Here is a 24,058-nt window from a genome sequence, read left to right on the forward strand (position 1 = left end):
ATGCGCGTGATGGCCCAGCTGGGCATGGTGATGAACCTCGACAAGTGCATCGGCTGCCATACCTGCTCGGTGACGTGCAAGCAGGCGTGGACCAACCGCAGCGGCGTCGAGTACGTGTGGTTCAACAACGTCGAGACCCGCCCGGGACAGGGCTACCCGCGCCGCTACCAGGACCAGGAGCAGTGGAAGGGCGGTTGGGTCCGCAACTCCCGCGGCCGGCTGCAGCTCAAGGCGGGCGGCCGCTTCCGGAAGCTGCTGTCGATCTTCGCCAACCCCGTGCTGCCGAACATCCGCGACTACTACGAGCCGTGGACCTACGACTACGAGAAGCTCACCGACGCCCCGCTCGGCGACGACTTCCCCGTCGCGCAGCCGAAGTCGCTGATCTCCGGCGAGCCCATGGCCGTCGAGTGGAGCGCCAACTGGGACGACGACCTCGGCGGCGCCCCCGAGCACGGGCCCCGCGACCCCGTCGTCGAACGGATCCGGAAGGAGTCCGAGGACAAGGTGCGCTTCGACTACGAGCGCGCCTTCATGTTCTTCCTGCCGCGCATCTGCGAGCACTGCCTGAACCCGTCCTGCGTGGCCTCCTGCCCGTCGGGGGCGATGTACAAGCGCGCCGAGGACGGCATCGTGCTCGTCGACCAGGACCAGTGCCGCGGCTGGCGGATGTGCGTCACCGGCTGCCCGTACAAGAAGGTGTACTTCAACCACCGCACCGGCAAGGCGGAGAAGTGCACGTTCTGCTACCCGCGGGTCGAGGTCGGGCTGCCGACGGTGTGCAGCGAGACCTGCGTGGGGCGGCTGCGCTACATCGGGCTGTTCCTCTACGACGCCGACCGCGTCACCGAGGCCGCGTCGGTGGCCGACGAGCGCGCCCTCTACGAGGCCCAGCTCGACCTGCTGCTCGACCCGCACGACCCGCAGGTGCTCGCGGCCGCCCGGCGGGAGGGCATCGCCGAGGACTGGCTCGCCGCCGCGCAGCGCTCCCCGGTGTACACGCTCGCGAAGGACTACCGGGTGGCGCTGCCGCTGCATCCGGAGTTCCGCACGATGCCGATGGTCTGGTACATCCCGCCGCTGTCGCCGGTGGTCGACCGGCTCGCCGAGACCGGGCACGACGGCGAGGACGCCGGCAACCTCTTCGGCGCGATCGACGCACTGCGGATCCCCGTCGAGTACCTGGCCGAGCTGTTCACCGCGGGCGACCCCGCGCCGGTGCGCGGCGTGCTCCAGAAGCTCGCCGCGATGCGCTCCTACATGCGCGACGTCACCCTCGACCGGCCTCGTGACGAGTCGATCGCCCGGTCGGTCGGGATGAGCGGCGGCGAGATCGTCGAGATGTACCGGCTGCTCGCGATCGCCAAGTACGACGAGCGCTACGTGATCCCGACGGCCTACGCCGCGGAGGCGCACCACCTGGAGGAGATCGGGTGCAGCCTGGACGTCGACGGGGGGCCCGGGATGACGGTCGGCAGCGGCCCGTTCGGGGAGGCCTCCGGCCGGCCGGTGCCGGTATCGGTCGAGACCTTCCACGCGCTGCGCGACCGGCAGACCAGTGACGCCGTCGCCGATCCCGGCGACCGCGGCGCGCGCGTCAACCTGCTCAACTGGGACGGGAAGGGGCGCCCGCCGGGGCTCTTCCCCCCGCCCCGGGAGGCCCCGAGCGGGCCGGGTGCGGTCACCGAGCGCGGGGCGGCACCGGAGCGCGGCGCGCCCACGTCGGAGGACCGGCGGTGAGGCGCGCCCGCCACCAGGAGGTCGTGCTGCAGGCGGCGTCCCTGTGCCTGCAGTACCCGACGAGCGGGTGCTGGCTGCGTTGCCGCTGGTCCGCGCCGCCGTCGAGGCGCTGCCGCCCGGCACGCCCCGGGACCGGCTCACGACCTTCCTCGACGCCGCCGCCGCGACCGCGCCGACCGCGCTGGCCGAGCACTACGTCGCCGTGTTCGACCGCAGGCGCCGCTGCTGCCTGTACCTGACCTGGTGGAGCGACGGGGAGACCCGCCGCCGCGGCGGCGCGCTCGCCGCGCTCAAGGAGCGCTACCGCTGCGGCGGGGTGGAGCTCGAGAGCAACGAGCTGCCCGACTTCCTGCCCACCGTGCTGGAGTACGCCGCCACCGCCGACCTCACCGACGGGCTCGCCCTGCTGCAGGAGCACCGGGCGGGCGTCGAGCTGCTGCGGCTGGCCCTGCGCGACGCCGCGACGCCGTACGCGGCCCCCGTCGAGGCGGTCTGCGCGCTGCTGCCCGGCCCATCACCCGCCGACGTCGCCGCCGCGAAGGCGCTGGCGCGCAGCGGACCACCCCGCGAGCAGGTCGGCCTGGAGCTCGCCCCGTTCGCGCCGGGAGGAACCCGATGACCGTGCTGGACGTGCTGCTCTGGGCGGTGCTGCCGTACGTGGTGGTCGCCGTGCTCGTCGGCGGCACCGTCTGGCGCTACCGCTACGACAAGTTCGGCTGGACCACCCGGTCCTCGGAGCTGTACGAGTCGCGGCTGCTGCGCATCGGCAGCCCGCTGTTCCACTTCGGCATCCTCGTGGTGGTCATCGGCCACGTCATCGGCCTGGTCATCCCGAGGAGCTGGACCGAGGCCGTCGGCATCACCGAGGGCATCTACCACGTGCAGGCGCTCGCGCTCGGCGGCATCGCGGGCTTCTGCACCCTCGTCGGGGTCGGGATCCTCGTCTACCGGCGCCGCACCACCGGCCCCGTCTTCATGGCCACCACCCGCAACGACAAGCTGATGTACGTCGTGCTGGTGGCCGCGATCGTCGCCGGACTGGCCACCACGCTGCTGGGCACCGGGGTGCTCGGCGAGCAGCACTCCTACCGGGAGACCGTCTCGCCGTGGTTCCGCTCGCTGTTCGTGCTGCAGCCCGACGTCGAGTCGATGGCCGCGGCGTCGCTCGGGTTCAAGGTCCACACGCTGATCGGCATGCTGCTGTTCGCGATCTGGCCGTTCACCCGGCTCGTGCACGCGTTCACCGCGCCGTTCGGCTACCTGTTCCGCCCCTACATCGTCTACCGCTCCCGGGCGGGCGGCCCCGCGTCCCGCACGCCGCGCCGGGGCTGGGAGAGGACCGGGTGATGACGGCGCAGAAGATGTCGCCGCGTTCGGCGGTGCCGTTGACCTCAACCTGACTTCAGCTCCTACCGTTGCGCCACCACCGGCAGGAGGAGGACGTGACATGCTTCCCGGGCTCGACGACGCGCGCAGCATCCATGCCGAGGAGCGGCTCCGCGGGGAGCGCGAGCTGTGGCTCACGACCGTCCGGTCCGACGGCCAGCCGCAGTCGTCCCTGGTGGGGTTCCTCTGGAACGGGGGCGAGGTCCTGATCATGAGCCGGCCGGGCAGCCAGAAGATCCGCAACCTCACGGGCAACCCCCGGCTCGCCCTGCACCTCGAGGTCGACCGGTCGGACGACGCCGGCGGCGTGCTCACCGTCGAGGGCGTCGCGACCCCGGCCCCCGGTCCCCTGGGCGCGGACGAGGCCGCCGCGTACACCGCGAAGTACGACGACGTCCTGCAGGACGCGGGGCTGTCCGTCGAGGAGTTCTTCGCCGACTACTCGGCGGTGATCAGGGTGCGCCCGACCCGGGTGCGGACGCAGTGAGGTCGACGTCGGCTCGCCGACTCGCCGATCACGGGGCTGGGAAGCGGGCGCCGGGCGGCGGGGCCGTGGTGCTGCGGACGACGAGCTCGGTGGCCAGCTCCACGTGGTGGGAGTCGAGCCTCTCGCCCGCCGCGAGGCGCAGCACGGTCTTGAGGGCGACGCGGCCCATCTCCCGCAGCGGCTGGCGGATCACCGTGAGCGGCGGAGCGGCCATCGTGGCCACCTCCGTGTCGTCGAAGCCGGTGACGCTGAGCTCGTCGGGGATCCGCAGGCCGCGGACCCGGGCGGCCTCCATGATCCCCAGCGCGATCGTGTCGCTGCCGCCGACGATGGCCGTGGGCCGGGCCGGCAGGTCCAGCAGCGCGGCACCGGCGCGGCGCCCGACGTCGTAGCTGAAGTCCTCGCCGTGGACGTACTCGGGACGTGCCGTGATCCCGGCGGTCTCCAGCGCGGCGCGGTAGCCGTGCAGCCGCGCCTGGTTGCACCCCGCCGTCGGGGGGCCGCCGACGTAGGCGATGTCGCGGTGGCCGAGGCCGATCAGGTGCTGGGTGGCGGTCATGCCACCGGCGAAGTTCGTGGAACCGACGCTGGTGACCTCGGCGCGCGGCAGGTTCAGCGGATCCATCAGGACCAGCGGCACGCCGGCGAGCGCGAGCGCGTGGATGTGCGCCTGCGTGAGGGCGCCGGTGACGACGATGACGCCCACCCGCCCTGCGGCGGCGAGGCGGCGGGCCCACGCCTGCGGGGTGGTGCCCGAGAGGCGGTCGTCGAGCGCGCCGACCACGACCGAGGCGCCCGCCTCCGCGCCGGCGTGGACGAGTCCCTCGATCACCTGGGTCGAGTACGCCCCGAACGCGCCGTGGATGAGCAGCTCGACCGTGGCCGGCGCGGTCGAGGGGCGGCGGGTGGACGGCGGCACGTAGTCGTGCCGGCGCAGCAGCTCCTCCACGAGCGCGCGCGTGCCCGCGGCGACGTCGTCCCGGCCGTTGACGACCTTGGAGACGGTCGCGACCGACACCCCCGCCGACGCCGCGATCGTCGCGAGCGTGGCGCGTGCGGCGGGCCGGCGCGCGGCGGGTCTTTCCAGTGCACCCAGGGCAGTGCCTCCTCCTCTGACGAGGCGCAGTCTAGGCAGACCGCGGGGAGCGGCGCCACCGAAACTTTTCGAAGACGGGCTCCGGGGAAACGTTCCGATATCGGGCTGGCCACGGGCTCTATCTGACTCTTGACCGGATTCCGCTCCACTGCCTATCGTCTGCGGCGCACGCCAGCTGTTTCGAAAAGTATCGGCATGGCGGCCCCCGCTCGAACGGAGCGGCCGCAGCGGTGCGGCCCGGCGCAACGGAGATCGACGTGGATCACAACCCGCTTTCCCGACGGTCGTTCCTGGCCCTCGCGATGGCCGCACCACTCGGCGCGAGCGCGCTCGCCGCGTGCGGCACCACGGGCCCGGGCCAGGCGGCCGCGGGCGAGGCGAGCATCTGGTACCTGACCGGCCAGCCCCAGGAAGGTCTCCGCAAGGCGACGGTCGACGCCTTCAACGCCGCGCACCCCGACGGGCAGCTCGCGGCCACGTTCTTCGAGAACGACGCGTACAAGACGCGCATCCGCACGGCGGTCGGCGCGAACCAGGCGCCCACGGTCATCTGGACCTGGGGCGGCGGTGGTCTGCGCGACTACGTGCGCAACGGCCAGGTGGACGACCTCACCGACTGGTTCGCCCAGAACCCCGCCGTCCAGTCCAAGCTCTTCGAGACCGCCTTCCCCGCGGCCACGATCGACGGCCGGATCTACGCGATGCCGTGCGAGCAGGTGTCGCCGATCGTCATGTTCCACAACAAGCAGCTGTTCGAGCAGGTCGGCGCGCAGCCGCCGACCACGTGGGACGAGCTGATGGCGCTCGTACCCGTGTTCAACGACGCGGGTATCGCACCGTTCTCGCTCGCGGGGCAGTCGCGCTGGACCAACATGATGTGGCTGGAGTTCCTGTTCGACCGCCAGGGCGGTCCCGAGGTCTTCGACGCCATCGCGGCGGGCGAGCCGAATGCCTGGTCGCACCCGGCCGCGATCGCCGGGCTGACGAAGGTGCAGGACCTCGTGCGGGCGAACGGGTTCGTCAACGGCTTCCAGTCGATCGCCGCCGACGCCAACGCCGACCAGGCCCTGCTGCACCAGGGCCGGGCCGCGATGATGCTGCACGGCGCCTGGACCTACGGCACCATGAAGGAGGAGGGCGGCGACTTCGTCACCGGCGGGAACCTGGGCTGGACCCAGTTCCCGGCGATCGAGGGCGGCGCGGGCGACCCGACCACCGGCGTCGGCAACCCGGCCTCGTTCCTCGCGCTGTCCTCCCAGGCCTCGGAGGAGCAGAAGGCCATCGCCCTGGACTACTTCGCGAACGGACTGCTCACCGACGCCGACATCGACGGGTGGGTCGCCAGCGGCGCCGTCCCGATCGTCAACGGCGTCGACAGCAAGTTCTCCGGGCCCGACGCCGCGTTCCAGCAGTTCGTCTACGACTCGGCCACCCAGGCGCAGTCGTGGGTGCACTCCTGGGACCAGGCGCTGCTGCCGGGCCCGGCGGAGGAGATGCTCAACAACATCGAGCAGCTGTTCTCGCTGTCGATCAGCCCGGAGCAGTTCGCCGCCAACATGAACGCGGTCCCCTCGTCGTGACCAGCGGTCCGGTCAGCGTGCGTCACGGGTCGCTCACGTGGCTCGTGCTGCCGGCGTTGGCGTTCTTCACCGCCTTCGGGATCATCCCGCTGATCGGCGTGCTCGTCCTGAGCTTCACCAGCTGGAACGGCATCGGGGAGATCACGCCCGCCGGCTTCGCGAACTGGGTCTCGGTGCTCGCCGAACCCGGCCTCCTGCACTCCCTCGGCGTCACGTTCCTGATCATGGCGCTGTCCTGGGCGGTGCAGACCCCGCTGAGCATCCTCGTCGGGGTGTTCATCGCCGGCCAGCAGCGCTACCGCGCGGTGCTCGCGGTCCTGTACTTCACCCCGCTGCTGCTGAGCTCGGCGGCGATCGCGATCACCTACAAGGCGCTGCTGGACCCCAACTTCGGTCTCGGTGCCTCGCTGGGTATCCCGCTGCTGGTGCAGAACTGGCTGGGTGACCCCGTCCTGGCGGTCGCCACGGTGGTCTTCATCGTGTCGTGGCAGTTCATCCCCTTCCACTCGCTGATCTACCAGGGCGCGGTGCGCCAGATCCCGGCGTCGCTGTACGAGGCGGCCCGGATCGACGGCGCCGGGCGGGCGCGCCAGTTCTTCTCGATCACGCTGCCGCAGCTGAAGTACACCTTGATCACGTCGTCGACGTTGATGGTGGCGGGCTCGATGGCGTTCTTCGACCTGATCTTCGTGCTCACCGGGGGCGGTCCGAGCGACGCCACCCGGGTGCTGGCGCTCGACATGTACCTGCGCGGGTTCCGGGGCAACGCGATGGGTCCCGCGAGCGTGATCGCGCTGATCATCGTCGTGGTGGCGGTGCTGCTCGCGATGGGCATCCAGCGCCTCGGTGGCAAGGACGCGGGCCAGAGCCAGCTGGAAGGAGCCTGACATGGCCACACCGACCAGCACCACCGCCCCCGACGTGGGGTCCGGGGCACCCGTGCCGCGTCCGGCGCCCGCGCGGGCGCCGCGACGGCGCTCGGCGGGCGCCGATCGTCCCAACTACCTCGGGGGCCTCTCGGGCCTCCTGTGGCTCGCGATCATCATCGTCCCGGTCTACTGGGTCGTCATCACCAGCTTCAAGCCGCAGTCGGCCTACTACACCAGCAACCCCATGCTGCCGGCCGAGCCGACCCTGGAGAACTACCAGGCGGTGATCGAGGCCGACTTCCTGTCCTACTTCGTCAACTCGGTGATCGTCACCGTCGGCGCGACCGTGCCCGCGGTGCTGCTCTCGTTCATGGCGGCGTTCGCGATCGTCCGGGGCGGGCGCGGCCGGTTCCTGCGGGTCAGCAACACCGTCTTCCTGATGGGGCTGGCGTGCCCGACGCAGGCCGTGATCATCCCGGTCTACCTGATCATCATCCGGCTGAGCCTCTACGACAGCCACCTCGCGTTGATCCTGCCCTCGATCGCGTTCGCCATCCCGCTGTCCGTGCTGATCCTGGCCAACTTCATCCGCGACGTCCCGAACGAGCTGTTCGAGTCGATGCGCATGGACGGCGCCAGCGAGTGGGGCACGATGTGGCGGCTGGCGTTCCCGCTGACCCAACCGGCGCTCATCACGGTGTCGATCTACCAGGGGCTGCAGGTGTGGAACGCGTTCCTGCTTCCCCTGGTGCTCACCCAGAGCCCCGAGATGCGCGTGCTCCCGCTCGCGCTGTGGGCGTTCCAGGGCGAGTACGGGATCAACGTCCCCGCCGTGCTCGCGTCCGTGGTGCTCGCGACGCTGCCGATCCTCGCGCTGTACGTGGTCGGTCGGCGGCACCTGTTGGCCGGCATGACCGCCGGCTTCTCGAAGTGAAAGGAATCCCGTGACGGATCGGCAGGCACTGGTGGTGCGCGGCGGCTGGGAAGGACACCACCCGGTCGCGGCCACCGACCACTTCATCCCGCACCTGCAGGACAACGGCTTCGCCGTCCGGGTCGAGGACTCGCCGAAGGTCTACGCCGACGCCGAGTACATGGCGGGTGTCGACCTGGTCGTGCAGTGCATGACGATGAGCACGATCGAGAAGGATGAGCTGGCCGGGCTGACGGCCGCCGTCGCCAACGGCACCGGGATCGCCGGCTGGCACGGCGGCATCGCCGACTCCTACCGCAACTCCAGCGACTACCTGCAGATGATCGGCGGGCAGTTCGCCTGCCACCCGCCGAAGAAGGCCGAGGAGCGCACGGGGGAGCAGTCCGACTACTTCATCCCGTACCGGGTGGAGATGCTGCCTGCCGCGGCCGACCACCCGATCACGCAGGGGATCGGCGACTTCGACCTGGTCACCGAGCAGTACTGGGTGCTCACCGACTCCTACAACGACGTGCTGGCCACCACCACCGTGGCCTCCCACGAGTGGGAGCCGTGGCAGCGCCCCGTCACCTCGCCCGCGATCTGGACCCGCGAGTGGGGCCGGGGCAAGGTCTTCGTCTGCACGCCCGGGCACGACATGGACGTCGTCCGCAACCCGAACGTCTCGACGATCATCGAGCGCGGCCTGCTGTGGGCGGCGCGGTGAGCGAGCGTGCGAGCGAACCATGGGCGCTGAGCGAACCCTCGGCGCTGAGGGTCGGGATCGTCGGGGCGGGCAACATCTCCGGGCAGTACTCCACCTGCCTCGCGCGGCTGCCGCAGCTGCAGGTCAGGGCCGTCTGCGACCTGCGTGCGGACCGCGCCGAGGCGCTCGCCGCGCAGCACGACGGCGCGCGCGTGCTCGGGCTGCCGGAGCTGCTCGCGGCGCCGGACGTCGACGCCGTGCTGGCGCTCACGCTTCCGTCCACGCACGCCGACGTCGCGCTGGCGGCGCTGGCCGCGGGCAAGCACGTGTACGTGGAGAAGCCGCTCGCCGGCTCCGTCGCCGAGGGCCGCGAGGTCGTCAAGGCGGCGGCCGCGGCCGGGCTGCGCGTGGGTTGCGCGCCCGACACGGTGCTCGGCACCGGTGTGCAGACGGCGCGCGCCGTCGTCGACGCGGGCCGCATCGGCACGCCGCACGCGGCCACCGCGTTCATGACCACGCCCGGGCACGAGCGCTGGCACCCCGACCCCGAGTTCTACTACCAGCCCGGCGGCGGGCCGCTGCTGGACATGGGCCCCTACTACCTGACGTCGCTGGTGCACCTGCTCGGCCCGGTCGTGCGCGTCACCGGCGCCTCGGCGCGCCCGTCGGTCACCCGCACGATCGGGAAGGGCCCGCGGGCGGGGGAGTCGTTCGACGTCACGGTCGACTCCACGATCACCGGCGTCCTCGAGCACGCCTCCGGAGCCCTGTCGACACTGATCATGAGTTTCGACATCTGGGCGGCTCGGCTGCCGCGCATCGAGGTGCACGGCACCGGGGGCTCGCTCTCGGTACCGGACCCGAACCACTTCGACGGCCCCGTGGAGCTGTTCTCGGCGACCGCTCCCGACGAGGGCTGGGTGGACGTCGGCGTCGAGGCCGGCTACCTCGGCGCCGGGCGCGGCCACGGGCTGGCCGACCTCGCCCTCGCGCTCGCCGACGACCGGCCGCACCGCGCGGGCGACGAGCTCGGCCTGCACGTGCTGGAGATCATGGAGTCCGTGCAGCAGGCCGCCGACGACCACACGAGCGTGGAGCTCACGACGACCTGCCACCGCCCGGAGCCGGTGGCCGGGGTGGTCGACCTGACCGTCTGACCGACCGTCAGAAGAACACGGCGCACGACGCCGAGGCGTAGGCGGACTCTCGGGTCTGGGTGGCCACCACGGTGCCCTGGTCGTCGGTGATCGTGCACGTCACCGTGGTGTCGCCCTTGGTCGAGGTCGACCCCACGGTGAGCGACGGCGTGGCGTCGGCACCCCAGGCGGAGGTGTCCACCTCCAGCCGCCAGGGCGCCGGGACCGAGGTGGCGTTGATCTGGTCGCCCTGGCTGTCGGTGTAGAACAACGTCACGGGGTAGTTCGACTCGACCGTGTAGACGTACGCCGGCGCGCGCTCGCCGCCCATCGCGATCGGTCCTGCGTTGGACGACGGGCGGGGCGTCGTCGTCGGGGCCGCGGGCGACGCCGTCGAGGGCGGCTGCGGAGCCGGTGGCACCGTGGTCGGCGCGGCCTGCACGCTCGCGGGCGCGGACGTACGCCCCAGGGCGAAGCCGGTGCCCCCGGCGGCCGCCGCGAGCAGCGCCGCGCCGGCGACGAGCGCGAGGATCCGCGACCGGCCGCGCACCGCAACCGGCGCGATGGCCGTCGGTGCCGGTGTCGGTGCCGGTGCCGGTGCCGGCGCCGGTGCCGGCGCCGGTGCGTGCGCCGCGGCCGGGAGCGGCCCCCATTGCGACAGCGCGTACTGCGCCGCGGCGGCGAGGTCGCGGGCGGTCGGGTACCGCGCACCCGGGTCCTTCGCCATCCCGCGCGCGATCACCTCGTCGAACGCGGGTGGCACGTCGGGGCGGATGCGGCTGGGACGCGGGGGATCGCTCGTGAGGTGCGCCTTCATCAGGGACGGCAGGCTCGTCGCGTCGAACGGCGCGCGTCCGATCAGGCATTCGGCGAGGGTGCAGGCCAGGGAGTAGATGTCGGAGCGGGCGTCCGGCGCGCCGCCGTCGAACCGCTCGGGCGCCATGTAGGCGAGGGTGCCGATGGTCGCGCCACTGCGGGTCAGGGCGGTGGCGTCGTCGGCGAGCGCACGGGCGATGCCGAAGTCGGCGAGGTAGACGAAGTCGGAGCCGGTCACGAGGATGTTCGAGGGTTTGACGTCGCGGTGGAGCACCCCGTGCGCGTGGGCGTCGGTCAGCGCCTCGGCGACCTGCGTGACGAGAGCGACCGCGCGCCGCGGGTCCATCGGCCCGGCCGCGATCAGCCGGTCGAGCCCGACGCCGTCGACGAGCCGCATGTCGATGAACAGCCGCCCGTCGATCTCCCCGAAGTCGTGGATCGGGATGACGTGGGGGTCCTGCAACCGTGCGGCGTTGTCGGACTCGCGCCGCAACCGGACGCGGAAGGCCTCGTCGTGCGCGAGCTCGGCGGGGAGGACCTTGAGCGCCACGAGGCGACCGCGCCGGGTGTCGAACGCCCGGTGGACCTCGCCCATCCCGCCCCGGCCGAGCAGGCCCTCGAGGCGGTAGGGCCCCAACCAGGCGGGTCGGTCGATGTCGGCGCTCACGGAGTCCTCCCGGGGGTCGGCGTCCGGGATGACGTCGTCGGGATGTGCCGGCCGCGTTACGCGGTGATCACCCGGCGACGCCCGTGACAGCTGATCACGGCCGCCCGGCGTCAGCCGGCGAGGAACTCCACCAGCAGGTCGTGCGTTCCGCCGCGCGATCGCCGAGCTCCCGCAGATGCTGCTGGGCGCCTGACCCGTCACGCGGGGCCGGCCCGCGTGCAGGTGTGTCGCGGCCCACTCCCGTTGCGGTCGCACCCGTCCGGCACGGAGGATCCCGGCGACAGCGAGGCGTTGCGGCACCCCGGGAGGGAACTGGTGAGGTCACCGTGCGAGGCGAGCGGTTTCAGGTGGAGCGGCGAGGCGGTGGCGACGTGGTGAGCCCCGACCCGCACCGCGGCGCCGTCGCCGATCTGCTGACCCGCCTCGGCTACCCGGCCCGGGAGGTCAACGACCTGCCCGACTCGCCGGTGCGCTTCCCCGACGGCGCGCACTACCGCACCGAGATCCCCAGCGTGGAAGGGCCGGCCGCCTTGGCGGCGGTGTTCGACGAGGCCGACGTGCGCGGGGTCCGCGTGCACCGCGTGTCGTCCGGCAGCGGGATCATGCTCGCCACCGACGCGGAGATCACCGACATGGTGCGGGCGTGCGCCGCCCGCCGCGTCGAGCTCTCGTTGTTCGTCGGGCCGCGGGCGCCGTGGGACATCGGCGCCCAGGCGCGCACGCCCACCAGCGGGCTGGTCGGCTGCCGGCACGAGGGCGCCGACCAGCTCGCCTACGCGATGGAGGACCTGGTCCGCGCCAACGAGCTCGGTGTGCGCGGCGCGCTCGTCGCCGACGAGGGGTTGCTGCTGATGACCCGGCACATGAAGGAGGCCGGCCTGCTGGCGGCCGACTTCGTGGTGAAGGTGTCGGTGCAGATGATGGCGTCCAACCCGGTGAGCGTGCGGCTGATGCAGGACCTGGGTGCCGACACCTACAACGTGCCGCCGGGTCTGCCACTGCCGCGCCTGGCATCGATCCGGGCGGCCGCGCAGCTGCCGATCGACATGTACGTGGAGGCCCCGGACACCCTGGGCGGGTTCGTCCGCCACCACGAGATCGCGGAGCTGGTGCGGGTGCTCGCACCGATCTACGTCAAGTTCGGGCTGCGCAACCACCCCGACGTCTACCCGAGCGGCGCCCAGCACGAGGCGCTGAACGTCACCCTGTCCCGCGAGCGGGTGCGGCGCGCCGAGATCGGTCTGTCGTTCCTGCGGCGCGGGGCTCCCGACCTCGTGACCTCCGAGCTGGGCGCCGCCGGCCTCGCGGTGCCCGTGGCGTGAGCCCGTCCTCCGTGCACGTCGCCGCGACGCGCGCCGACACCGGGGTCGAGCACCTGCTCTGGATCTGCGGCCTCGCCGAGCCATACGCCCCCGCCTACTGGCAGGCGGGGGCGCGCGGGTTCACCTCCGGGCCGGCGAACGTCTCACCGCGGCTGTCGCTCGATCTGCTCGCGGGCCTGCGCGCGGGCGACGCGGACCGGGTGCAGGAGATCTGGCTGCGCCTGCGGCGGTTCGAGGAGCTGAGGGCCAGGGGCGGCGCGGCCGACAACGTCGCCGTCGTCAAGGAGGCCGTGCACCGGCTCGGCCTGTGCGCCCGTGCCGTCCGCCCGCCCGACCACGAGCTCGGACCCGACGCCGCCCGCGCCGTCGCCGAGATCGTCGCCGGGTGGCCGACGTGATCGTCACCGGCGCTGGTGCCGGAGACGGCGCCCGGACGGTTCGACCGCCTGCGTGAGCCCGGTCAGGCGCCGAACCCGGCCCGGCGCTGCTGCTCCCGCGTGCTGTAGGCCGCCTTGCGCACCGTGGCGTCGTTCTCCAGCCCGGAGCCGACCGCACCCGCGACGGTGCCCATGCCGGAGGCCATGAGGGCGACCCGCAGGTAGTCGGTCCAGTCGACCGGGTGGCCGACGACCTCGCCGAAGTACTGCGGCGGGATGATCAGGGCGGCGGCGCACGCGTTGAGGACGAACAGCGCGAGGTAGAACACCAGGACGCCGCTCACGACGGTGAGCAGCGTGGCGATGTTCAGCAGGTCGTCGAGCCTCCGGAGCCGACGTCGCCCGCGTTGCCACAGCCCGTGCCCGGCGATCAGCCACACCACGAGGACCGCGATGGAGGCGAGCGTCCCCGCGGCCAGCCGCCACGGTTCGAGCACCGTGCCGAGCGTCCAGATCGCCGAGTACAGGATGGCGAACGCGCTTCCCGCGGCCGCGCCCGCAAGGGCCGTCGAGAGCCCGACGACCAACTGCCACGGCTGGTTCGCCCGCACGGTCCCGGCGAGCAGCCGCAGCATGCCGGACCGGCGGGAGGTCACCAGCTCGATGTCCACGTCGCGATCGAGGGGGGCGACGCGCCGCGCGAGGTGGGGGATCGAGGGCCGCTCGCGCGGCGGGACCCCGCCGTCGGTGAGGGTGCCGTCGGCGAGTGCGCCGTCGTGGAGGGCCGGGTCGAGGTGCGGGACGAGCTCCTCGATGATCTCGACGGCGAGCACGCGCATCCGGTGCCGCAGCCAGAACCCGCCGAGGGACGGCAGCGACACGAGCGCCACGCGGTCCTGCAGGCTGACGTCGGCGACCACGATCCCGTTGCCGGTCGCCATCGGGATGTCGGTGATGCAGATCGCGATGTCCCAGTCGGTGCCGCCGACGCGGGATCGCGCTTTGTCGATCACGCGGTGGTAGCTGGTGGCGATCTCGAACGGTTCGTCGACGATCTCCATCGCCCAGTCGACGGCGTCGCTGACCTGCGCGGCGAGGACGTCGGGTAGGTCCTCGGCCATCCGGCGCGCGACGTTGGTCGGCAGGCCGGGATCGGCGAGCAGACCGACGACGACGGTCCGGCGGTGCGTGCGGGCACCGGCGGGCGGTTCGGGAGCGGTGGAGCTGGTGGACACCTCGCCGGGTACCCGGCAGCCGCCCGCGGGATGCCGCAGAACGCCGACGACCTCGCGCCGCACGATCCGGTGCCGGACACGGCGGTGGGTGCCCTGCCCGCGTTAGCCTCGCCGCGTGGCGCGGGACGCGGCGGGTGGGGACAGCACTTTCACGGTGCTGGTGGCCACCGGTGCGAACGCCACCATCGCGGTGCTCAAGTTCGTCGCGGGGATGTTCACCGGCTCGGCGGCGATGTTCGCGGAGGCCGGGCACAGCGTCGCCGACACGGCGACGGAGCTGCTCCTGCTCACGGCCCTGCGCCGCTCGACGCGCCGGCCCGACCGGCGCCACCCCTTCGGCTACGGCAAGGCGCGGTTCTTCTGGGCGCTCATCGCCGCGGTCAGCATCTTCGTCTCCGGCGCGGTCTTCGCGATCATCGAGGGCGTCCGCACGATCCTGGGGGAGGACAGCGAGCAGACGCTCGCATGGGTGGCCTACGCGGTGCTGGCGGTCTCGTTCGTGCTCGAGGGCATCTCCTGGCTGCAGGCGGTGCGCCAGGTACGGGAGGCGGCGCGCCGCGATTCGACGACGCCGATGGCCTGGCTGCGCAGCACCGACGACCCCACGGTGCGCAGCGTCTTCTTCGAGGACAGCGCCGCGCTCGTCGGCCTGCTCCTCGCCTTCGGCGGCGTCGGCCTGCACCAGCTCACCGGCTCGTCGTTCTGGGACGGACTCGCGTCGCTGCTCGTCGGGCTGCTGCTCACCGGCGTGGCGTACCTGCTCGGCCGCACCAACGCGGGCCTGCTGATCGGCCGGCAGGCCGACCGGCGCACCGTGCTCGCGCTGCGCGACGCGCTCGCCGACCGCGCGGAGGTGGAGCAGGTCGTGGACCTGCTGACGATGACCCTCGGCACCGACGAGGTGCTGCTGTGCGCCCGTGTCGACTTCGCCGACACCCTCGACGCCGCCGGCGTCGAGCGGGCGTGCGTCGAGATCGACGCCGAGCTGCACGACCGGTTCCCCGACCTGCGCGAGATCTTCCTCGAGCCGGTGCCCCGCACCGATCCGGTGGTGCGGCAGCGGGTGCTCGAGCGCTACGGCCCGGCGGGCGCCGACCGGCTGCGTGGGGAGCAGCCGTGAGCAGGCGGCCCGGCGTGGCGCGCGCGGGTGTCGCGGCACGGTCGCGGTGACGGCATGCGCGGTCCGTCCGGCGCCGCTGCGCGCGGGCGCCCGGGTGGCCGTGGTGACGCCCGCCGGCCCCGCGCCGCCGGGCCTGCTGGCCGCGGGGCTGGCCGTCCTGGAGTCCTGGGGGCTGCGGATCCGGACGTACGGCGGCGCGGGGGACCGGGACTCGCCCCTGCCCTACCTCGCCGCCGACGACGCGACCCGGGCCACGCAGCTGCAGCGCGCATGGTGCGACCCGGACGTCGACGCGGTGCTGTGCGCCCGCGGCGGCTACGGCTGCCTGCGCGTGCTCGACCACCTCGACCTCGAGGCGATGGCGGCCACAGGCCCCACGCTGTTCGTCGGCTCGAGCGACACGACCGCGCTGCACGCCGTGCTCGGGCCGCGGTGCGGGCTGGTCACGCTGTTCGGGCCGATGGTCGCCACGAAGGCCGTCGCCGACGACCCGGCGGCCAGGGAGGGGTTGCGGCGGGCGCTGTTCGACCCGCCCGCCGTGCTGCACGGTGGTCCGGACGCCCGCGCGCTGGTGGGCGGGCGCGCGCGGGGGGTCACGGTCGGCGGCACCCTGAGCCTGCTCGTCTCGGGCCTCGGCGTCCCCGGTGCGCCCCGGCCGCCCGACGGCGCGATCGCGCTTCTCGAGGACGTCACGGAGGCGCCGTACCGGATCGACCACTTCCTCACCCACCTGCTGCGCGCGGGCTGGTTCGACCGCGTGGCCGGTATCGCGCTGGGGTCGTGGCAGGACTGCGGCCCGCCCGATCAGGTGCGCGACGTCGTGCTCGACCGGCTGGCCGGGCTGGGCGTGCCGCTGGTGGAGGAGATGGGCTTCGGCCACTGCAGGGGCCAGCTGACGGTGCCCCTGGGCGCGGAGGTGGAACTGGACGCGGACGCCACCACCCTGCGCGCGGTGGGCGCCTGCTAGCGACCGATGGGGGCGGGCAGGGCGGAGAGCAGCAGCTTCGTGTACGCGTGCTCGGGGTTGAGCAGGACCTGTTCCGTCGGGCCTTCCTCCACGATCCGGCCCTCGTGCATCACGGCCACGCGGTCGGCGATCGTCCACGCCAGCCCCAGGTCGTGGGTGATCACCAGCGCGCCCAGGCCGAGGGTCTCCCGCAGCCGCACGAGCAGGGCCAGGATCTCCCCGCGCACCGAGGCGTCCAGGGACGCGACCGGCTCGTCGGCCACCAGGAACCGCGGCTGCAGCGCCAGCGCCCCCGCGATCACCACCCGCTGGCGCTGCCCGCCGGAGAGCTCGCTCGGGAGCGCGCCGAGGTAGCGCTCCGGTGGGCGCAGCTCGGCCTGGTCCAGAGCCGCGGCCACCAGCTCGCGCTCGTCGCCGGGCAGCCGGTGCACCCGCGGGCCCTCGGCGACGGCCTCGGAGACGGTGTGCCGCGGGTTCAGGGCGCCCGTCGGGTCCTGGAGCACGAGCTGCACCTGGCGCCGGTAGGCCTTGAGCCCCTTCGCCGTGCGGGGCAGGGGCCGGCCCTCGAACCGCACCTCGCCGCGGTCGGGCCGCTGCAGCCCGAGCAGGCAGCGGGCCAGCGTGGTCTTGCCCGAGCCGGACTGCCCGACGAGCGCGACGATCTCGCGTGCCCCGAGGGTCAGCGAGACGTCGTCGACGGCCTGGACGGCGCCGCCGCCGCGCAGCGGGAACCGCACGCCGAGCCCGTCGGCCTCGAGCAGCGCGGGGCCCGGGTCCGCTCCGGAGGGCACCTGCCGCGAGGCGGGGTCACCGACCGTGGGGAACGCCGCGGCGAGCGCCATCGCGTGCGGGTGCGAGGGGCGGCGGACCACGTCGGCGGACGGGCCGCTCTCGACGACCTCGCCGTGCTGCATCACCGCGATCCGCCGGCAGCTCGCGGCGAGCACCGACAGGTCGTGGCTGATCAGCACCATGCCGATGCCGCGCTCGGCGACCAAGGTGCCGAGCTGCTCCAGCACCTGCTGCTGCACGACGACGTCCAACGCGGTGGTCGGCTCGTCGGCGATGACCAGCTGCGGGTCGCAGGCCAGTGCCATCGCGATCATGACGCGTTGCCGCTGCCCGCCGGACAGCTCGTGCGGGTAGGCGGCCGCGGCCCGTTCCGGTGGCAGCTCGACCTGGTCGAGCAGCGCGGCGACCCGGGCCGGCACGTCGGGGGTGCCCGGGTGGTGCAGGTGGATCGGCTCCGCGATCTGGTCGCCGACCCGGCGCACCGGGTTCAGCGAGTGCATCGCGCCCTGGAACACGATCGAGGCCTGCGCCCACCGCAGCGCCCGCAGCTTCCCCCACGACAGCCCGCCGACGTCCGCGCCGCCGACGAGGACCTGACCGCCGATGCGGGCGGAACGGGGGAGCAGGCGCAGCGCGGCCATGCCCAGCGTGGTCTTGCCGCAGCCGGACTCGCCCGCCAGCCCCAGTGTCTCCCCGGCGTGCAGGGCCAGCGAGACCCCGCGCACCGCGGGCTCGACGCCCCGGGCCGTGCGGTAGGAGACGGTGAGGTCCCGGTACTCGAGCAGCGCAGGGGTCATCGGCGGGCCGCCAGCGCCGGGTTGAGGACGATCTCGAGGGCCCGCCCGACGAGGGTGAACCCCAGCACGACGGCGACGATCGCGAACCCCGGCGGGAGCAGGTACCACCAGGCCCCCGCGGTGATCGCGCCGGAGTCGAGCGCGGACTTCAGCATGCCGCCCCAGGACACGACGGTCGGGTCGCCGAGGCCGAGGAACGCCAGCGTCGACTCGGCGATGATCGCGCTGCCCACGGCGAGCGTCGTGCTGGCCAGTACCAGCGGCAGCACCGCGGGCAGCACGTGGCGGCCCAGCACGTGCAGGTGCCCGCCGCCGAGCACGTGCGCGCGCTCGATGTAGGGGCGCGCCTCGACGGTGAGCGTCTGCGCGCGCACGAGCCGCGCCGTGGACGGCCAGGACGTCAGCCCGATCGCGACGATGATCGTCAGGACGCCGCGCTCCAGCACGGTGGACAGCACGATCGCGAGCACCAGCGACGGCAGCACCAGGAAGAAGTCGGTGAGCCGCAGCAGCAGCGCCGACAACCAGCCGCCGAAGTGCGCCGCGACCATGCCGACGAGCGTGCCGATCACCACCGACAGCAGGGCGGCGGACACGCCGACCAGCAGCGAGATCCGGGTGCCCGTCACCGTGAGGGCGAGCACCGACAACCCGTTCTCGTCGGTGCCGAGCGGGAACCCGGTGCTGGGTGGTTCGAGCACGCCGCCGCTCGCGGTGATCACCGACAGCTCCTCCGCGGGCACCAGCAGCGGTGCGGCGAGCGCGACCAGCAGCACCAGGAGCAGCCCGACCGCCCCGGCCACGCCCGGCGGCTGCGCCAGGTAGGAGCGGGCGAACCCGGCGGCGGCCGCCCGCCTGCGCCGCCACGCGATCGCCGCCGTCACGCCGCACGCACCCGCGGGTCGAGCAACCGGTAGCCGAGGTCGGCAACCGTGTTCATCAGCACGACGGCCACCGACAGCGCGATCAGCGTGCCCTGCAGCAGCGGGATGTCGGGCACCGCGAGCGCCTGGTAGGTCAGCAGCCCCAGGCCGGGCCAGGAGAAGACCGTCTCCACCGTGACCGCTCCTGCGATCACCAGCCCGACGTGCAGGAAGATGATCGTGACGGTCGGCAGCAGGGCGTTGGGCACCGCGTGCCGGCGGCGCACGAGGTCCTCGCGCAGGCCCTTCGCGCGTGCGGTGGTGAGGTAGTCGGCCGTCATCTCCTCCAGCAACGAGGAGCGCATCACCATCAGGTACTGCGCGTAGACGACGGCCACCATCGTCAGGCACGGCAGCACGAGGTGGTGCGCGACGTCCAGCACCGCGGGCAGGAACCCCTCGACGCCGCCGGGGGAGGTCATGCCACCGGTGGGGAACAGGTCCAGCCCCACCGAGAACACCATCAGCGCGATCAGGCCCAGCCAGAACGTCGGCACCGACCACAGCACCAGCGCGGTGCCGGTGGCGAGCCGGTCGAACGCGCTGCCGTGCCGCCACGCCGCCCGGCTGCCCAGCCACAGGCCCAGCGCCACCGCGATCACCAGGGCGGTGCCGGTGAGCAGCACCGTCGGGCCCAGGCGTTCGAGGATGATCGTGGTGACCGGGCGGCTGTAGACGTAGGAGGTGCCCAGGTCGCCGTGGGCGAGGTCGACGACGTAGTCGACGAACTGCAGGGGCAGCGGCTGGTCGAGGCCGAACTCCGCGCGCAGCCGCGCCAGCTGCTCGGGGTTGCCCGGCCGGTCCCGCGTCATCGTGCGCACCGGGTCGCCGGGCAGCACCCGGAACAGGAAGAACCCGAGCACGACGATCAGTGCGATGCTGACCAGGCCGCCGCCCAGCGTGCGCAGGACGAACGCGCCGGTCCCGCGTCCGCGCCCGGACGGAGGCGGCGCCCGGTCGGCGGGGACGGCCGTGGTGGGCAGTTCGGACACGACTACTCGCGCTCGTCGCGGCCGCGCCGCCGGTTCCGCGTGACGAGGAACGCGCCGCCGCCGACCACGACGACGGCCGCCGCGACCACCGCCGCGATCGTGCCGCCGCTGCCGCCCCCGGCCTCGGCCGCCGCGCCCGCCTCGTCGGCGGCGACCGGTGTGGCGCCGTAGTAGCCCCAGTAGCCGGTCTGCCCGGTGATGACGCCGCCGTCCTCGGGCTGGGTGACGAACCCGGTGAAGCGGTCGGCGCGGTAGGCCTCGAGCAGCGTGTCCGAGGTCAGCACGATCGCGTGCACGTCGTCGTAGAGCAGCGACTGCATCTGCTGCACGAGCTCGCGCCGCTGCCCCTCGTCGACGGCGGCCCGCTGTGCGGCGTAGAGCTGGTCGTAGGCCGGGTTGCAGTACCCGGAGTCGGACTTCGACGTGCCGTTCACCGCGCAGGTCTGCTGCGAGAGCATGTCGTCCGGGTCGGGGTTGACGCTCCAGCCGCTCACGGCGAGATCGAAGTTGCCGGCCACCGTGGCGTCGTCGATCTGGTTGGACGACATGATCTGCGGCTGCACCCCGACGCCGACCGCGGTGAACCAGCCGGCGAGGAACTCGAGCAGCTGCGGGTTGGTGGCCACCTGGTTCCCGGCGATCAGCCGCAGGGTCAGTGGCCTGCCGTCGGGGCCCACGCGGACGCCGTCGGCTCCGGGGCGGTAGCCGGCCTCGTCGAGCAGCGCCTTCGCCCGCTCGGGGTCGTGGTCGCGGCGCTGACCGTCGGACGGCGTGAACGTCCAGTCCGGGTAGACCGGCGGGATGAGGCCGTGGATCACCTCGGAGTGGCCCTGCTTGACGCGCTCGACGACCGCGGCCGGGTCGACGGCGTGGTGCAGCGCCTGGCGCACCCGCACGTCGCGCAGCGCGGGGTGCCCGTCTCCGAACGGCTGCCCGTCCACGCCGCTGGGGTTCGACCAGTTGACCAGGATCTCGGTGAAGCGGCGGTTGCGGCCGTCGTTGCGGGCTACCGCGTCGTTGCCGGCCAGCGAGTCGTACTGCGCGGGGGTGAGGTCGCGGACCAGGTCGACGTCGCCCTTGAGCAGGCCCTGCACGGCCGCGTCGGTGTTCTCGTAGCGGACGAACTGCACGGTGTCCACCGTCGGCCGGCCCCGCCAGAACCGGTCGTTGGCGCTGAGGGTGACCGACTGGCCCTCCTGGTAGCCGGTGACGACGTACGGGCCGCTGCCGACCACCGGGAGCTCTTCGGCGTTGTTCAGCGTGCCGATCCGGCCGACCCGCCCTGCCCAGACGTGCTCGGGCACGATCGGGACGTCGGTGGCGAGGATGGAGGCCTGCGGCTGCGTCGTCGTGATCTGCACGGTGCGGTCGTCGACGGCGGTCACCGAGGCGAAGTTCGAGACCGCCGAGCCGTTCGCGTCCTGGGCCGCCGGGTTGTCCATGATCTGTCGGTAGGTGAAGGCCACATCGCGGGCCGTGATGGGCGTGCCGTCCGACCACTGCGCGTCGCGGAGGTGGAAGGTCCAGGTCAGCGCGTCCGGCGAGGCCTCCCAGCTCTCGGCGAGCCCCGGCTGCACAGCGTTGTCCGGGCCGACCACCGTGAGGTTCTCGTAGTTGAGCCGGTTGATCTGGGTGGAGGACAGGAACACCGCGACGAACGGGTTCAGCGAGTCGATGTCCTGGGTGAGCGCCACCCGCATCGTGGTGCCGGTCGCCGGTTGTGCCTGCCCGACGCCTGCGCCGGACAGGGCGAGCGCCGCGGCGGCCAGCACCGCGGCAGCGGACATGACGGATCTGCGGACGATTCCCCCGAGCATCGCTTCCCCCCGATCGGCCCCCGCAGCGCTGCGGCGGTGGGGGGAAACCAACCACCGCGCGGGGATGGCGTCAATGGGTAGCCCGCCGATAGCGTGGCGTGACATGCGGATCATGGTCTCGGCGGACATGGAGGGCGCCACCGGCGTCACGTGGACCGATGACTGCGTGCCCGGCACCGAGCCGTGGCAGCGGATGCGGCGGCTGTTCACCGGGGACGTGAACGCCGCGGTGGCCGGTCTGGTCGCCGGTGGCGCCACGGACGTCCTGGTCAACGAGGCGCACGCGTCCCAGCGCAACCTGCTGCTCGAGGACCTCGATGACCGGGCGCGGCTGCTCACCGGCCGCCACAAGCCGCTGTCGATGATGCAGGGCGTCGACGCGGGGGTGGACGGGGTGGTCTTCCTCGGCTACCACGCGGGCGCCGGGGCGCAGGGCGTGCTCGCGCACACCTACCTCACGAACTCGATCACCGGGGTGTGGCTCGACGGGGCGCAGGCGGGGGAGGGCGGGTTGAACGCCGCGCTGGCCGCCGAGCACGGGGTGCCGGTGCTGCTGGTCACCGGCGACGACCGCGCGTGCGCGGAGGCCGCGGACTACGCGCCGGACGCCGCGCGCGTGGCCGTCAAGGAGTGCGTGAGCCGCTACGCCGCGATCTGCCTGCCCCCGGCCCGCACCGCGGCGCTGATCGGCGACGCCGCCCGGGCCGCGACGGCTCGCGCGGGGCGCCGCGAGGGCCGGCCCGGACCGCACCGGATCGAGGTGGAGTTCGATGCGGCCCACCTCGCGGACGCCGCGGCGGTGGTGCCCACCGTGGAGCAGGTGGACGTGCGGCGCGTCGGGTTCGACGCGGCGAGCATGACCGACGCCATGCAGGCGTTCAAGATCGTCACAGCGATCGCGAGCGGGGCGGTGCAAGGTGCCTACGGCTGATCCGGCAGACGGCGTGGCGCAGCTGTGCGCCGCGCTGGTGCGCATCGACACGACCAACACCTCGTCCGGCGACGCGCAGGGGGAGCGGGAGGCGGCCGAGCTCGTCGCGTCCGTGCTGGCCGACGAGGTCGGCGTCGAGCCGCTCGTGCTGGAGTCGGCGCCGCGGCGGGCGAACGTGGTGGCCCGGGTGCCGGGACGCGACCCGGCCCTGCCTGCGCTGCTCGTGCAGGCGCACCTCGACGTCGTCCCGGCCGACGCCGCCGCCTGGACGGTGCCGCCGTTCGCGGGGGAGATCCGGGACGGCTGCGTGTGGGGCCGCGGATCGGTCGACATGAAGGACATGTGCGCCACCGTGCTGTCCGCGTTGCGCTCCTGGCGCTCGCGCGGCGTCGCGCCCCGGCGCGACCTCGTGCTGGCCTTCGTCGCCGACGAGGAGACCGGCGGCGAGTACGGCGCCGGGTGGCTCGTCGCCGAGCACCCGGGCCTGTTCGCGGGCTGCGGCGCCGGCATCGGCGAGGGCGGCGGGTACACCCTCGACGTCGGCGGGGTGCGCCTCTACCCGATCGGCACCGCCGAGCGCGGCACGATGCACCTGCGGCTCACCGCCTCCGGGCGGGCGGGGCACGGTTCGCGCCCCAACCCGGACAACGCGGTGGTGGCGCTGGTCGCCGCGCTCGCGCGGATCGCGGCGCACCGTTGGCCCGTGCAGCTGACGCCGACCGTGCGCGAGTACCTCGTGCGGACCGGGGAGGCGCTGGGCGTGCCCGTCGACCTGGGCTCCGACGCCGCGGTCGACGCCACCGTGGCGCGGCTGGGCCGGGCCGGCGCGCTGGCGGCGGCGGTGGTGCGGCCCAGCACCACGCCGACCGTGCTGTCGGCCGGCAGCGCCGTGAACGTCATCCCCTCCACCGCGCAGGCGCTGGTGGACACCCGCGTGCTGCCCGGCGGCACCGAGGAGGTGCTGGCGGTCGTCGACGAGCTGCTCGGTCCGGACGTGCGGCGGGAGTTCGTCAGCCGCGGTGAGCCGGTGCAGGCGCCGTTCGACTCCCCGTGGTTCACGGCGATGACCGAGGCGCTGCGGGCGGAGGACCCCGAGGCCGTGGTGGTGCCGTACTGCCTGGGCGGCGGCACCGACGCGAAGGCCTTCTCCGCGCTCGGCATCCCCTGCTACGGCTTCGGGCCGCTCGGGCTGCCCGCCGACGACGGCTACGACCACCGGGCGATGGCCCACGGCGTGGACGAGCGGGTGCCGGTGGCCGCACTGGAGTTCGGCGCGCGGGTGCTGGACCGGTTCCTGCGGGAGGTGTGAGCGGCGCCGGTTCGTCGGCCCCACCGAGATCGGCTCCTCGGTTTGTGCGTCCGGAACGAAGGCGCGCCGCCGGGGCCTGG

At 73.4% G+C, this 24,058-nt stretch carries 22 protein-coding genes; 15 read left to right on the forward strand and 7 right to left on the reverse strand.

Annotation, left to right across the window (positions count from 1 at the left end; genetic code table 11):
- The 4 genes from narH to FB558_RS22630 all read left to right on the forward strand — a co-directional run bounded on the left by narH (position 1) and on the right by FB558_RS22630 (position 3,613).
- Positions 1-1,740, forward strand: a complete 1,740-nt coding sequence (gene narH, locus FB558_RS22615; RefSeq protein WP_142056406.1) for a nitrate reductase subunit beta — start codon at positions 1-3, stop codon at positions 1,738-1,740.
- A gap of 43 nt (positions 1,741-1,783) precedes the next feature.
- Positions 1,784-2,359, forward strand: coding sequence for a nitrate reductase molybdenum cofactor assembly chaperone (narJ, locus tag FB558_RS22620; RefSeq protein WP_246106668.1), 576 nt, complete (start codon positions 1,784-1,786; stop codon positions 2,357-2,359).
- On the forward strand, positions 2,356-3,087 hold the full coding sequence (gene narI, locus FB558_RS22625; protein ID WP_142056407.1) for a respiratory nitrate reductase subunit gamma: 732 nt from the start codon (positions 2,356-2,358) through the stop codon (positions 3,085-3,087). The genes narJ and narI overlap by 4 nt, the downstream gene beginning before the upstream one ends.
- 100 nt (positions 3,088-3,187) lie before the next feature.
- Complete coding sequence (locus tag FB558_RS22630; protein WP_142056408.1) at positions 3,188-3,613, forward strand: pyridoxamine 5'-phosphate oxidase family protein; 426 nt, start codon at positions 3,188-3,190, stop codon at positions 3,611-3,613.
- Between the two features lie 28 nt (positions 3,614-3,641).
- Here the strand turns inward: FB558_RS22630 and FB558_RS22635 are convergent, their stop codons facing one another.
- Positions 3,642-4,748: a LacI family DNA-binding transcriptional regulator gene (locus FB558_RS22635; protein ID WP_425468058.1), complete on the reverse strand. Its 1,107-nt coding sequence runs from the start codon at positions 4,746-4,748 to the stop codon at positions 3,642-3,644.
- Positions 4,749-4,966: 218 nt separating this feature from the next.
- Here FB558_RS22635 and FB558_RS22640 point away from each other — a divergent pair, with 218 nt between their 5' ends.
- Genes FB558_RS22640 through FB558_RS22660 form a run of 5 tightly spaced genes read left to right on the forward strand, consistent with a single transcriptional unit; the run spans position 4,967 to position 9,934 of the window.
- Positions 4,967-6,289: an extracellular solute-binding protein gene (locus FB558_RS22640; RefSeq protein ID WP_211366736.1), complete on the forward strand. Its 1,323-nt coding sequence runs from the start codon at positions 4,967-4,969 to the stop codon at positions 6,287-6,289.
- Positions 6,286-7,176 (forward strand): carbohydrate ABC transporter permease, encoded by an 891-nt coding sequence (locus tag FB558_RS22645; RefSeq protein WP_142056409.1) that lies wholly within the window; start codon positions 6,286-6,288, stop codon positions 7,174-7,176. Before FB558_RS22640 ends, FB558_RS22645 begins: the two co-directional genes overlap by 4 nt.
- Before the next feature lies 1 nt (position 7,177).
- Complete coding sequence (locus tag FB558_RS22650) at positions 7,178-8,092, forward strand: carbohydrate ABC transporter permease (protein ID WP_142056410.1); 915 nt, start codon at positions 7,178-7,180, stop codon at positions 8,090-8,092.
- 10 nt (positions 8,093-8,102) lie between these two features.
- Positions 8,103-8,798 carry a ThuA domain-containing protein gene (locus tag FB558_RS22655; RefSeq protein WP_142056411.1) on the forward strand — a complete coding sequence of 232 codons (696 nt, stop codon included), beginning with the start codon at positions 8,103-8,105 and terminating at the stop codon, positions 8,796-8,798.
- Positions 8,795-9,934, forward strand: a complete 1,140-nt coding sequence (locus FB558_RS22660; protein ID WP_246106670.1) for a Gfo/Idh/MocA family protein — start codon at positions 8,795-8,797, stop codon at positions 9,932-9,934. Before FB558_RS22655 ends, FB558_RS22660 begins: the two co-directional genes overlap by 4 nt.
- 7 nt (positions 9,935-9,941) lie before the next feature.
- Here FB558_RS22660 and FB558_RS43985 read toward each other — a convergent pair whose 3' ends face one another.
- Positions 9,942-11,396, reverse strand: coding sequence for a serine/threonine-protein kinase (locus FB558_RS43985; RefSeq protein ID WP_211366737.1), 1,455 nt, complete (start codon positions 11,394-11,396; stop codon positions 9,942-9,944).
- Positions 11,397-11,767: 371 nt separating this feature from the next.
- Here FB558_RS43985 and FB558_RS22670 point away from each other — a divergent pair, with 371 nt between their 5' ends.
- Positions 11,768-12,718 (forward strand): U32 family peptidase, encoded by a 951-nt coding sequence (locus tag FB558_RS22670; RefSeq protein WP_246106671.1) that lies wholly within the window; start codon positions 11,768-11,770, stop codon positions 12,716-12,718.
- Complete coding sequence (locus FB558_RS22675; RefSeq protein ID WP_142056412.1) at positions 12,715-13,116, forward strand: dihydrodipicolinate synthase family protein; 402 nt, start codon at positions 12,715-12,717, stop codon at positions 13,114-13,116. The genes FB558_RS22670 and FB558_RS22675 overlap by 4 nt, the downstream gene beginning before the upstream one ends.
- A gap of 62 nt (positions 13,117-13,178) precedes the next feature.
- On the opposite strand, the gene FB558_RS22680 is transcribed toward FB558_RS22675, so the two are convergent.
- The gene (locus FB558_RS22680; RefSeq protein ID WP_142056413.1) at positions 13,179-14,393 is read right to left on the reverse strand and encodes a hypothetical protein; all 1,215 of its coding nucleotides are present in this window, start codon (positions 14,391-14,393) and stop codon (positions 13,179-13,181) included.
- A gap of 52 nt (positions 14,394-14,445) precedes the next feature.
- Between FB558_RS22680 and FB558_RS22685 the strand changes: the two genes are divergently transcribed.
- The gene (locus FB558_RS22685) at positions 14,446-15,450 is read left to right on the forward strand and encodes a cation diffusion facilitator family transporter (RefSeq protein ID WP_142056414.1); all 1,005 of its coding nucleotides are present in this window, start codon (positions 14,446-14,448) and stop codon (positions 15,448-15,450) included.
- 46 nt (positions 15,451-15,496) lie between these two features.
- A complete protein-coding gene (locus FB558_RS22690) occupies positions 15,497-16,417 on the forward strand; it encodes a S66 peptidase family protein (RefSeq protein WP_142056415.1) in 921 nt (306 codons plus the stop codon).
- Here FB558_RS22690 and nikE read toward each other — a convergent pair.
- The 4 genes from nikE to FB558_RS22710 are packed head-to-tail and all read right to left on the reverse strand — an operon-like array spanning position 16,414 to position 21,708.
- A complete protein-coding gene (gene nikE / locus FB558_RS22695; RefSeq protein WP_142056416.1) occupies positions 16,414-18,006 on the reverse strand; it encodes a nickel ABC transporter ATP-binding protein NikE in 1,593 nt (530 codons plus the stop codon). The two genes, FB558_RS22690 and nikE, sit on opposite strands and share 4 nt — an antisense overlap.
- Positions 18,003-18,890 (reverse strand): ABC transporter permease, encoded by an 888-nt coding sequence (locus tag FB558_RS22700; protein ID WP_142056417.1) that lies wholly within the window; start codon positions 18,888-18,890, stop codon positions 18,003-18,005. The genes nikE and FB558_RS22700 overlap by 4 nt, the downstream gene beginning before the upstream one ends.
- Positions 18,887-19,921: an ABC transporter permease gene (locus FB558_RS22705; RefSeq protein WP_281288658.1), complete on the reverse strand. Its 1,035-nt coding sequence runs from the start codon at positions 19,919-19,921 to the stop codon at positions 18,887-18,889. Before FB558_RS22705 ends, FB558_RS22700 begins: the two co-directional genes overlap by 4 nt.
- Positions 19,922-19,923: 2 nt before the next feature.
- A complete protein-coding gene (locus tag FB558_RS22710) occupies positions 19,924-21,708 on the reverse strand; it encodes an ABC transporter substrate-binding protein (protein WP_170231471.1) in 1,785 nt (594 codons plus the stop codon).
- Positions 21,709-21,841: 133 nt separating this feature from the next.
- Between FB558_RS22710 and FB558_RS22715 the strand changes: the two genes are divergently transcribed.
- Positions 21,842-22,669 carry a M55 family metallopeptidase gene (locus tag FB558_RS22715; protein WP_142056419.1) on the forward strand — a complete coding sequence of 276 codons (828 nt, stop codon included), beginning with the start codon at positions 21,842-21,844 and terminating at the stop codon, positions 22,667-22,669.
- Positions 22,670-22,682: 13 nt separating this feature from the next.
- Positions 22,683-23,978: a M20/M25/M40 family metallo-hydrolase gene (locus tag FB558_RS22720; RefSeq protein ID WP_246106672.1), complete on the forward strand. Its 1,296-nt coding sequence runs from the start codon at positions 22,683-22,685 to the stop codon at positions 23,976-23,978.
- Positions 23,979-24,058 lie beyond the last annotated feature (80 nt).

It is taken from the genome of Pseudonocardia kunmingensis (assembly GCF_006716445.1).
GTDB classification, from domain to species: Bacteria; Actinomycetota; Actinomycetes; order Mycobacteriales; family Pseudonocardiaceae; genus Pseudonocardia; species Pseudonocardia kunmingensis.